General features: G+C 61.1%; 9 protein-coding genes. All 9 read left to right on the forward strand.

Annotated features, from left to right (window positions below; translation table 11 throughout):
* Positions 1-232: 232 nt before the first annotated feature.
* The 9 genes from AB4N84_RS26945 (at position 233) to AB4N84_RS26985 (ending at position 11,880) form a co-directional block, all read left to right on the forward strand.
* On the forward strand, positions 233-379 hold the full coding sequence (locus AB4N84_RS26945; RefSeq protein WP_460044024.1) for a hypothetical protein: 147 nt from the start codon (positions 233-235) through the stop codon (positions 377-379).
* Positions 380-1,171: 792 nt separating this feature from the next.
* On the forward strand, positions 1,172-1,999 hold the full coding sequence (locus AB4N84_RS26950) for an energy transducer TonB (RefSeq protein ID WP_460044026.1): 828 nt from the start codon (positions 1,172-1,174) through the stop codon (positions 1,997-1,999).
* Between the two features lie 50 nt (positions 2,000-2,049).
* Positions 2,050-2,757: a MotA/TolQ/ExbB proton channel family protein gene (locus AB4N84_RS26955; RefSeq protein WP_460044028.1), complete on the forward strand. Its 708-nt coding sequence runs from the start codon at positions 2,050-2,052 to the stop codon at positions 2,755-2,757.
* On the forward strand, positions 2,757-3,158 hold the full coding sequence (locus AB4N84_RS26960) for an ExbD/TolR family protein (protein ID WP_074756720.1): 402 nt from the start codon (positions 2,757-2,759) through the stop codon (positions 3,156-3,158). Before AB4N84_RS26955 ends, AB4N84_RS26960 begins: the two co-directional genes overlap by 1 nt.
* A 198-nt stretch (positions 3,159-3,356) precedes the next feature.
* A complete protein-coding gene (locus AB4N84_RS26965) occupies positions 3,357-6,089 on the forward strand; it encodes a TonB-dependent receptor (protein WP_460044029.1) in 2,733 nt (910 codons plus the stop codon).
* Between the two features lie 247 nt (positions 6,090-6,336).
* The gene (locus tag AB4N84_RS26970; RefSeq protein WP_460047159.1) at positions 6,337-8,178 is read left to right on the forward strand and encodes an extracellular solute-binding protein; all 1,842 of its coding nucleotides are present in this window, start codon (positions 6,337-6,339) and stop codon (positions 8,176-8,178) included.
* Between the two features lies 1 nt (position 8,179).
* Positions 8,180-9,250: a microcin C ABC transporter permease YejB gene (locus AB4N84_RS26975; protein ID WP_460044031.1), complete on the forward strand. Its 1,071-nt coding sequence runs from the start codon at positions 8,180-8,182 to the stop codon at positions 9,248-9,250.
* Positions 9,250-10,272 carry an ABC transporter permease gene (locus AB4N84_RS26980; protein WP_460044032.1) on the forward strand — a complete coding sequence of 341 codons (1,023 nt, stop codon included), beginning with the start codon at positions 9,250-9,252 and terminating at the stop codon, positions 10,270-10,272. The genes AB4N84_RS26975 and AB4N84_RS26980 overlap by 1 nt, the downstream gene beginning before the upstream one ends.
* A 9-nt stretch (positions 10,273-10,281) precedes the next feature.
* Positions 10,282-11,880, forward strand: a complete 1,599-nt coding sequence (locus AB4N84_RS26985; RefSeq protein ID WP_460044034.1) for an ABC transporter ATP-binding protein — start codon at positions 10,282-10,284, stop codon at positions 11,878-11,880.
* The last annotated feature ends 60 nt before the right edge of the window (positions 11,881-11,940 follow it).

An 11,940-nucleotide genomic window follows, 5' to 3' on the forward strand; every position in this document is an offset into this window, starting at 1 on the left:
CCGCATCAAAATTGTTACAAAAGGACAGCTTTTTGGCACATTTCTTTCAAGGTATTTCACAAGTGGAACGCCAGTACCACCAATAGACCCAAACGCCCCACAAAGCCGTGAGTCTACGCTGCCAATCGGTGCGCAACACGCACCAACGTGCAGGAAAAGGACAGCACCCTGTCCATTAACAGTGCAGGACGCAAACCCGCCGTTTGTCGTCCGTCGATAAGGAATTCGATTCGTGTCTGACCTGTCCCTGCTGTCTTGCGCCACACCCCGCCACACCCTGCCGTTCCCGTCGGTGCCCGTTGCTCTGTTTCAAGCCGTCCTGTGCACCTCGCCGCAGGTGCGTCACCTCGTCGTCGAACCTTCCTTGTTCAGCGTCTGATTTTTTAATTCTTACAACACCCGGAGCGGTCGCGTTTTCACGCGGGCCATTCCTTTATTTTTTGCTGTCCGTTAATCGTGATAATCCACTCCAGCTCTTGATGATGGAAAAGACACTAACGATCACACACTTCTCAATTATATAAACGGGACATTCCCGTATAAGAAACGGCACACACATTAAATAGCCATCACTTACCGATGGACACTCTTGCTCACCCGTTAAAAAGACACTCGATAATTAAATGACCCTACAGTCACCTTTAACCTGGACGTTCACCATGCACAGTTAAACCTTCACGCACCAATTCGAACCTCAATTACCGAGTTTGGTGCACCGCCGGCCGTTTATATAAATACGGGCTTTCGCGAACAGTATTCGCCTGGCTCGGCGGACGCACTCGCGCCAACGTTAACCTTGGTTCCAAAGGTTCACCGTTGTTCGCTAACGCTTTAATCGTAGAATCGATAAAAAATTACAGTAATGCGACATCTGCGCCGAATGGGCCAAAAACCCCATTGCAGAGGGCTCTGCTGGCATAGCGGTTGCTATTGAACCTCTGTAGTGACGCAGACACATCGCTGTACATCCAGGTACACAACAAGAAAACAGGGAATATCCATGTCGTCTCCATAACCCACTCTGCACCCTCACTTCCGATAAAGAGCTGACGCACCTCTGTCTGCTCACGGGTGTTTTGCGCCTCATGAAAGTGCAAGCATCAGGGATTCGAACATTCACGAAATGTTTGAACGGAACCTTATTGCCCTTCAATGACCCGAGGGAGCTTTAATGAACGACGCGGTAAACATGAAAGCCTTGCCCGAGCCGTCCCCGGAAGAACTTTCCGGGGTCTGGCCGAGTATTCCTTTCACGGAAAACACTTCACGCCCTGGCGGATTGAACCGGCCACAGGTGTTGTTATTGATTGCCGCTTCGGTCCTTATTCACGGGGCCATCTGGTGGTACATGCAAACAGCGAAAGCCGACGTTCCGGAAGTTGCGCCGCAAGTGCCCGAGATGACGGTCGAGTTGAGCAGCCCAACGCCGCCCACACCGGAGCCTCCGCCGCCCGAACCGCCGCCACCTCCACCACCGCCGCCGCCACCTGAACCGGAGCAACCGGTGGAAGATTTGGACGCGGTCAAGCCGCCACCCAAGCCCGTTGAAAAGCCCAAGGTCGAGAAGCCCAAACCGGTGAAAAAGCCGGAGCCGGTGAAAAAGCCAACGCCGCCCGCGCCCCCCGTGCCCGCCGCACCGAGCACGCCAGCGCCGCCGGCTCCGTCACCGACGCCCGCACCCGCGGCACCTGCTGCTCCAGCGGCACCGGTCAAGGAGTCGGCAGCGATTTCAGGGCTGGCCAGCCTGGGCAACCCGCCACCGGAATACCCCGGCGCGGCACTGCGTAAAGGCATGGAAGGTCGCGTGATTCTGCGCATCAAAGTGCTGCCCAACGGCCGCGCCGGCAGTGTCGAGGTGACCAAGTCCAGCGGCAAGCAAGTGCTCGACGATGCGGCAGTGGAAACGGTGCGCAACTGGAAGTTTGTTCCGGCCAAGCGCGGCGATACACCGATTGAAGGCTTCGCGACCCAGACCATCGATTTCAAGTTGCCGGAATGACCCGGCAGGCAAACGACTGACAACTCTTAAATAGCTGGTGAGGTGTAACCATGAACGAATCGCTCTCTTCCATGATTGTCCCTGGCGTGCTCTGGGCACTGGTGGTGTTCTCGGTGTTGAGCTGGGGACTGCTGCTGATCAAATCTGCGCAGTACCTGAAGTTGAAAACCCAGAACAAACAGTTCACCAAAGCCTTCTGGACAGCACCGGACCTGCTCACCGCTGCCGAACACGCCACCCAATACCCAGGCTCGCTGGCACGTATTGCCAACAGTGGCTTCGAAGCCATGGCGGTCGACGAATCGCCGCGCACCACTCAGCAACTGGCCCACACCATCAACCGCTCGGACCGTCTGGAACGCAACCTGCGCCAACAGATTCAGAAAGAGCGCCGCGCGCTGGAAGCCGGTCAGGCCATCCTCGCCAGTATCGGCAGCACCGCGCCCTTCATCGGTCTGTTCGGCACGGTCTGGGGGATCATGGAAGCGCTGCAAAGCATCGGCGCCAGCGGTTCGGCCAGCCTGGAAACCGTGGCGGGTCCCATTGGCCATGCGCTGATCGCCACCGGCGTCGGCATCGCAGTCGCGGTACCCGCGGTGCTGATTTACAACTTTTTCCTGCGGCGCCTGAAGCTGGCCGTGGCCGACATGGACGACTTCGCCCATGACTTCGACTCGCTCGCGCAACGCAGCGCCTTCGCTGTCAGCCGTCAGCCCATCGCCCACAAGCACGGCCAGTCCGTGCGGGAGGCGAGCTGATGTCTTTCTCCACTCAAGACAGCGATGAAGTGCTCAGCGAGATGAACGTCACGCCGCTGGTGGACGTGATGCTCGTGCTGCTGGTGGTGTTTATTGTCACCGCGCCGCTGATGACCAACGCGATCAAGGTCAACCTGCCGAAAACCGACGCCGTGGCACCCGCCGAGAAGAAGGATCCGGTGGTGGTCAGCGTCGATCAGGACGGCAAGTTCTACCTCGCCAAATCCGAGATTGCCCCGGAGTCACTGGAGATCAGCCTCAAGGACGTCAAGGCCAAGGACCCTGAAGTGCGCGTGCAATTGCAGGCGGACACCAGCGTCAACTACGGCCAGGTGGCCAAGGCCATGGCGTCGATCGAGCGCTCGGGGATCACGAAGATTTCGGTGATGACCTCCAAATGATCAACGCGCCATGACCTGAGGGCTGCGTCCGAACGCAGCCCTTCGCACCCAACTCCCGATGTAACGGCCGTCCGTGGTTTTGCCATGGAGGGGAGCGGCTTGCTTGAAAAACGGATTTCCCGACCGCCACAACCGCGTCGGAGCAACGAGGGCTCACAAGGCCATTTCAATAACATCTGGAATAAGTCGGAAATTACCATGCTGATGAGTTTTCCTGGTTTTACCCTCAAGCCTCTTGTTGTTGCAGTACGACGGCACCCGCGCGCGTTGATCTGCGCGCTCGCCGTGGGCATGAGCACGGCACACGCGGCGGACAGCACCGATACCGCCGTCGAGGCAGCACCGGCCAGCGAGGCCGCCGTTCCGGCTGCCGCCGCAGTGCCCGCAACCACCCAGCTCAAACGGTTGGAAGTGACCGGCTCGGCGATTCGTCGCGCCGATGCCGAGACCGCCGTGCCGGTGACGATCCTGCGTGCTGACGAGCTGAAAAAACAGGGCGTGACCACCACCGAACAGATGGTGCAGCGCATCACCGGCAGCCAGTCGATGATGAACAGCGCAGGCTCGGTCGGCGCGTCCACCGGCGGTGCGTCCTATGCCGACATGCGCGGCATCGGCGCCAACAAGACCCTGGTGCTGCTCAATGGCCGTCGTCTGGCCAACAATGCGCTGTCGGGTGTCGGCACGCCGAACGGCAGCGCCATCGACCTGAACATGATTCCGTTTGCCGCCATCGACCGGATTGAAGTCTTGCGCGACGGCGCCTCTGCGCTGTACGGCACCGACGCCATCGGTGGCGTCATCAACTTCATCACCAAGAAGTCCATGACCGACGGCACCCTGAGCCTGGGCGGCGACACGCCGACCGCCAGCGGTGGCGGCGCCAGCAAGGACATGAGCGCCAGTTGGGGCTTCGGAGATCTGGACGAAGACCGTTTCAACGTGATGGGTGTGTTCAACTACAACAAGCAGCAGAACCTGGACGCCAACGACCGTTCTTTCGACAAGGATTACGTACCGGGACGCGGCCTTAATCAGACGTCCGGCACCGCCTTTCCCGGCAACTATTATCAAGGCGACAACAGCGCCAACCCCCTCGGTCCGAACTGCGCCGGCCCAAGTCTGGTGGGCGTCGACGGCGTCTGCCGGTTCAGTACCCGTGAGTACATCGACCTGATGCCGCAAACCGAGAAGACTTCCTTTTTCGGCCGTGCGACCGGCAAGCTGGCGGAGGACCACAATGTCAGCCTCGAATACTTCTGGGCGCGTAACAACAACGCCACCAGCATCGGCCCTGCGCCGCTGACCGACCTGAGTATCGACCCCACCTCGCCTTACTACCCGGGCAACGGCATCACCCCGGCCCCGACCAACTTCGCCCTGGACCCGACCCAGCCGGTGGACACTGCCTGGCGCGAAACTGCGGCAGGTCCGCGTGGCAGCAAAGACCAGAACACCAGCCAGCGCTTGCTGTTGACCTTCGACGGCACCGTCGGCGGCTGGGACTACAACGTCGGCGCCAACTACAACCAGAACAAGGTGCTGTCCTCGGTCACCTCGGGCTACGTCAGTGATGCGGCGCTCCGGGCCGGTCTGGCCAGCGGACTGCTCAATCCGTTCGGCCCGCAATCGGCAGCGGGTCAGCAATACATCGAAAACGCGGCCTACCACGGCCAGTACTCAAGCGCGGTCGGTCGCGTGTACGGATTAGACGGCAAAGTCAGCCGCGAGATCGGCGACTGGTTCGGTGCAGGCCAGGCCGGCCTGGCGCTGGGCGGCGAATACCGCAAAGAGAAGCTGCATCAGGACTACGAGGCTTTCGTCGACGACATCAGCAGCCTGGGTCTGGATTCGGCCGGCAGCGTGTCCGGCGACCGCAGCGTCAAGGCCGAATACGCCGAGCTGAACGTGCCGGTGCTCGACAGCCTGGAACTGACCGCCGCCGTGCGCCACGACAAGTACAGTGACTTCGGCAGCACCACCAACCCGAAATACTCGTTCCGCTTCCAGCCGTTCAAGGAACTGGTGATGCGCGGCGCCTACAGCGAAGGCTTCCGCGCGCCGTCGCTGTATGAGCTGTATGCCCCGCAGAGCCTGAGCTACAGCCAGGGTTACTACGACGACCCGACCCTCTGCGCTGGCGGCACTGTGCAGCCTGGCGGGCAGACCGGTCGCGACTGTAACCAGCAGTTCCTGAACCTGAGCGGCGGCAACGCCAACCTGGCGCCGGAAAAAGCCCGCAACGTCACACTGGGCTTCGTCTATCAGCCGATCAACAACCTGTCGATGGGGCTGGATTTCTGGTGGATTCACATCTCCAACCAGATTCAGTCGTTCCCTGAATCGACCGTGTTCAACCAGTCGGACCTTTACGGCGACCGCATCATCCGCAACGCCGACGGCTCCATCGCCAATATCGTGACCGGCAACTCCAACCTGGGCATCGTCAAGACCAGCGGCGTCGACGTGACACTGGACTACCGTTTCCCGAACACGCCATACGGGCAGTTCGGCGTCGGTCTGACCGGCACCTACGTGGATCGCTATGACTTCCAGAACACCATTAACGGCCCGTACACCGACAAGGTCGGCGACTTCCAGGGCGACGGCGTGATCGCGCGCTGGAAACACGTGTTGGTGGCCACCTGGAACCTGGGCGACAGCCGCGCGTCCCTGACCAACCGCTTCACCAGCGGTTACAACGACTATGACCGCAGCACCAACGGCACCGTGCCGTCGTACTCGCTGTGGGACCTGTCGGTCGGGCATACCTTCGAGAAGGTGCTGGACATCGACGCCGGCGTGAGAAACCTCTTTGATCGCGATCCGCCGTTCACCAACCAGGCCTACAACTTCCAGTCCGGCTATGACCCGCGTTACGCCGACCCGCTGGGCCGTACCTTGTTCGCCCGCGCCACGTACCACTTCTAAGTGACCGCCCCTGACGCGCTCATGCTCCGGCGCGTCAGGGTACTTCTGCGAAATCGCGCCCCCGGCTTTCAGGTCTCGTCCACCTTCCCCGGCCGGGGGATTTTTTCCAGCGCTGGACGTGCGTCGACCTGCAAACCAAGGATTGTCCGAACATGTGCGCCTCCCCCTTTCGTTGCGACGCCTGCTGCCCGGCATCGCGTTGCTCTACACCGTGGTGTTTTTCATCTCGCTGCTGTCCGGCGTGCCGATGGCCATTGCCGCCCCCGCGCATGCCCTGACCGTGTACGGCGAACCGCCGAAATACCCGGCCGACTTCACCCATTTCGATTACGTCGATCCTTACGCGCCCAAAGGCGGGTCGATGAGCCGCGCGGCCGAGGAGATCGGCCAGTACAACTACCTGACGCCCTATGTGGATCAGGGGATTTCCGTGAGCCAGATCGACACCTGGGTCTACGCGCCATTGGCGTATCGCTCACTCGACGAACCCTACACCGTGTACGGACTGGTCGCGCAAAAGCTGGAACGCGACCCCGATAACCTGTGGGTGCGTTTCTACTTGAATCCCAAGGCGCGCTTCGATGACGGGACGCCGATCACCGCCGAGGATGTGCGTTACACCTACCAGACCCTGATCACGCAAGGCAGCTTCAGCTACCGGCCGTTGTACGGCGACGTCAAGGACGTGGTGATCGAAGCCCCTGGCCAGATCCGTTTCGACTTCAAGAACACCCTCAATCGCACCCTCGCGCTGGACCTGGCGAGCATGCGCATTCTTCCCGAACATTGGTGGAAAACCCGCGACTTCACCAAAGGCGGCGGTTTCGAGCCGCCGTTGGGCAGCGGGCCATACCGCGTGTCCCGCGTCGACGCCGGGCGCAGTGTCAGTTTCCAGCGCGTTAAAGACTGGTGGGCCAAAGACTTGCCGGTCAGCCGCGGGTTGTACAACTTCGACACCCTGACCGTGAATTTCTACGGCGACACCGACGTCGCCCGGCAGCTGGTTCAGGCCGGCAGCTTCGATTACAACCGCGAATTTTCATCCTCCGGTTACGTGGTCGGCTACACCGCGCCCGCGCTGCTCGACGGCCGCCTGCAAAAAACCATCCTGGCCAAACGGCGCCCGGTTGCCGGGCAAGGGTTCGTGTTCAACCTCGACAAGCCGATGTTTCAGGACCGCCGCGTGCGCGAGGCGCTGGCCATGCTCTGGGATTTCGAGTGGGTCAACGGGCAGATCATGCGCAACTTTTATGTGCGCGAGCAGACCTATTTCCCCAAGAGCGAGATGGCCGCCACCGCGCTGCCAGATGCGCAAGAACTGAACATCCTCGAGCCGCTGCGCGGACAGGTCCCCGACGAAGTGTTTACCCAGGTCTGGCAAGCCCCGAAAACCGACGGCAGCGGCTACATCCGTGACAAGCAAATGAAGGCGCTGAAGTTGCTGGCCGAGGCTGGCTGGCATCCCAAGAACAACCGTTTGGTCAATGCGGCAGGCCAGCCGCTGACATTCACCTTTCTCGACGGCCAGGGCGGTTTCGACCGCCTGGTGCTGCCCTACAAGCGTGTGTTGGCGCAAATCGGCATCACCCTGAACTTTCGCCTCGTCGATTCAGCGCAATACATCAACCGTCTGAACGCGCGGGACTACGACATGATCGTGGTCACGCTGCCCAACAACGGCAATCCGATCCTCTCGCCCGGTCGCGAACTGTACAACCTGTTCGGCTCCCAGAGCGCGCGGCAGGTCGGCAGCTCCAACGCCATGGTGCTGCGCAATCCGGCGGTGGACACGCTCATCGACCGGCTGGTGGCCGCCAACAGCCGCAACGACATGCTGCATTACGCACGTGCGCTGGACCGGGTGCTGCTGTGGGGCTTCTACATGATTCCGAATTATTACTCCCAAGGCACGCCCGTGGTGTTTGCCAACCGGTTTGGCCGGCCGAAGGTAGAGCCGATCTATGACGTCGGGCTGGACAGTTGGTGGGAAGTCAGCCCGGTGGCCCTGACCAACGAGGCCATGGCCGCGCGCCTTGCACCCCAAACCAGCGCGCCATCCGCGTCCGCTATTCAGAACGAGGGGCGTTGAGATGCTGACTTACGCACTGCGTCGCCTGTTGCTGATCATTCCCACCCTGCTGTGCATTCTGGTGGTCAACTTTCTCATCGTGCAGGCCGCGCCCGGTGGCCCGGTGGAACAGGCCATTGCGCGGGTCCAGGGGCTGAGTACCCACGCCGGGATTGGCGGGGGCGGTGGTGAAGTCGCCGCCAGCGGCAGCGTCAGCCGCAGCTCGCAGGGGCTGGATCCGGCGCTGGTGGAGGCGATCAAGCACCAGTACGGTTTCGACAAGCCGATGCACGAACGCCTGTGGCTGATGCTGACCCACTACGCACAGCTGGATTTTGGCAGCAGCTTCTTTCGCGGCGCGACGGTGACTGGCCTGATTGCCCAGAAACTGCCGGTGACCCTGTCGCTGGGCCTGTGGGCGACGCTGATCACCTACCTGATTTCCATCCCGCTGGGCATCCGCAAGGCCGTGCACCACGGCAGCCGGTTCGATGTCTGGAGCAGCACGATGATCATCATCGGCTACGCCATTCCGGCCTTTCTGTTCGCGATCCTGCTGATCGTGGTGTTCGCCGGCGGCAGCTACCTGAGCTGGTTTCCGGCGCAAGGGCTGGTGTCGGACGACTTCGACAGCCTCTCGACCTTCGGCAAGCTGCGCGACTACCTGTGGCACCTGGTGTTGCCCGTCAGTGCGTTGGTGATCGGCGGATTCGCCACCCTGACCATCCTCACCAAAAACAGCTTTCTCAACGAGATCAGCCGCCAGTACGTGGTCACCGCGCGGGCCAAAGGCCTGAGCGAAAACCGGGTGTTGTACGGGCATGTGTTCCGCAACGCGATGCTGCTGGTAGTGGCCGGGATTCCCCAGGCGTTGATCGACGTGTTCTTCGCAGGATCCCTGTTGATCGAGACCATCTTCGGCCTCGATGGCATCGGCCGCATGAGCTACGAGGCCGCCGTGTCCCGCGACTACCCGGTGGTGTTCGGCACGCTGTTCCTGTTCACCCTGTTCGGCCTGCTGATCAAGCTGGTGGGCGACCTTTGCTACACCCTGGTCGACCCACGCATCGACTTTTCCGCGAGGAGCGCCTGATGTTCGAATTTTCACCGCAAAGCCGACGCCGGATGGCGCTTTTCAAGGCCAACCGGCGTGGCTGGTGGTCATTGTGGATCTTCATGGCCCTGCTGCTGATCTGCCTGTGCGGCGAACTGATTGCCAACGACCGGCCGCTGATCGTCAGTTACCAGGGCAACCTTTATTACCCGACGCTGCATCAGTACGTGGAAACCGATTTCGGCGGCGAACTGCCCTTCGAGCCGGACTACGCCAGCGATTACGTGCGCAACCTCATTCAATCCCAAGGCGGCTGGATGCTCTGGGCGCCGATCCCGTTCAGCTACGACACCATCAACTATGACCTCAAGGCCCCCTCGCCCAGCCCACCGAGCGCACGCAACTGGCTGGGCACCGACGATCAGGCACGCGATGTGATGGCACGGGTGTTGTTCGGCACGCGGGTGTCGATTCTGTTTGCCTTGTTGCTGACCGCCATCAGCACGGTGATCGGCGTGTTCGCCGGCGCGATTCAGGGCTATTACGGCGGAATGGCGGACTTGATCGGCCAGCGCTTGCAGGAAATCTGGTCGGGGCTTCCGGTGCTGTACCTGCTGATCATTTTGTCCGGTTTCGTCGAGCCGAGTTTCGGATGGTTGTTGGGCATCATGGCGCTGTTCTCCTGGCTGGCGCTGGTCGACGTGGTGCGCGCCGAATGCCTGCGCGGACGCAATCTGGAGTACGTCAAAGCCGCTCGCGCGTTGGGCCTGACCGACAGCGCCCTGCTGCTGCGACACATCCTGCCCAACGCCATGACCAGCACCCTCACCTACCTGCCCTTTATCGTCACCGGGGCCATTGCCACCCTGACCGCGCTGGACTTCCTGGGCTTCGGCATGCCGGCGGGCAGCGCATCGCTGGGCGAACTGATCGGCCAGGCCAAGCGCAATTTGCAGGCGCCGTGGCTGGGCCTGACAGCGTTCTGTTCGCTGGCGCTGATTCTTTCGCTGCTGGTGTTCATCGGCGAAGCCTGCCGTGACGCTTTCGATCCCAGAACCTGAGGTGCGACCTTGAACGACGCTAAACATGAGAGCCTGATCGAGATCCGCCAGCTGCGAGTGGCCTTCAATGGCACCGAGGTGGTCCACGCCATCGACCTGAGCATCCTCCGGGGTGAATGCCTGGCACTGGTGGGTGAATCAGGATCGGGCAAGTCGGTGACGGCCCACTCGATCCTGCGCCTGTTGCCGAAGAAGACCGTCACCACGCAAGGCAACATCTGGTACAACGGCATCGATCTGGTGCATGCCAGCGACAGCCAGTTACGCGGCCTGCGCGGCAACCGGATCGCCATGATCTTTCAGGAGCCGATGACCTCGCTCAACCCGCTGCACACGGTGGAAAAACAGATCGGTGAAATCCTCGCGATGCACAAAGGCCTCAAAGGCAAGGCGGCGCGTGCGCGAACGCTTGAATTGCTGGAGCTGGTCGGCATCCACCACCCACAGCATCGGCTCAAAGCTTATCCCCATCAGTTGTCCGGCGGTCAACGGCAACGGGTGATGATTGCCATGGCGCTGGCCAACGAGCCCGACCTGCTGATCGCTGACGAACCCACCACCGCCCTGGACGTGACCGTGCAGGTGAAAATCCTCGAGTTGCTGAAGTCGTTGCAGGCTCGACTGGGGATGTCATTGCTGCTGATCAGCCACGACCTCAATCTGGTCAGGCGCATCGCGCAGCGGGTCTGCGTGATGCGTGCTGGCGAAATCGTCGAACAGGCGGACTGTCAAACCCTGTTCAGCCACCCTCAGCATGAATACAGCCGGTTGCTGATCAATGCCGAGCCGGACGGCGAGCCCGTGCCCAGCGTGCACGCGCAAACGCTGCTCTCGGTGGATGAACTGAAGGTCTGGTTTCCACTGCCCAAGCCGCTGTTCAGCCGCGAGCGGCAGTACATCAAGGCCGTGGACGGTGTCAGTTTCGAGCTGGTCAAAGGCAAGACGCTGGGGATCGTCGGCGAATCAGGGTCGGGCAAATCCACACTCGGGCAAGCGATCCTGCGACTGATCGACTCCGAAGGCGGGATTCGCTTCGGCAACAAGGAACTCAGCCTGCACAGCCAGAACCTGATGCGCCCGCTGCGTAAACGCTTGCAGGTGGTGTTTCAGGACCCGTTCGGCAGCCTCAGTCCGAGGATGACCGTTCAGCAGATCATCGCCGAGGGCTTGTTGACGCACGGCATCGGCACGCCGCAGACGCGCGAAGAAACGGTCATTCGGGTGTTGCGCGAAGTCGGTCTGGATCCGGAAACGCGTCATCGCTATCCCCATGAGTTTTCCGGCGGGCAACGCCAGCGCATTTCCATTGCCCGCGCGCTGGTGCTGGAGCCGGACCTGATCCTGCTGGACGAACCGACCTCGGCTCTGGATCGCACCGTGCAGAAGCAGATTGTCGCCTTGCTGAGGGATTTGCAGATCCGCCACGGCTTGACCTACCTGTTCATCAGCCATGACCTGGCCGTGGTCCATGCCCTGGCCCACGACCTGATCGTGATCAAGGACGGCAAGGTCGTGGAACAAGGTTCCTCCCGGCAGATATTCGCTCATCCGCAGCAGCCCTATACGCAGGAGTTGCTGAAAGCGTCGGGATTGGTATTCGGAGGCTGACACGTTGAGTCTGTTGACGCTGATCGGTTGCCTCAGTCTGGCAGAACGCTGCTGTGCATA

This window comes from Pseudomonas sp. S2_H01 (genome assembly GCF_054668305.1).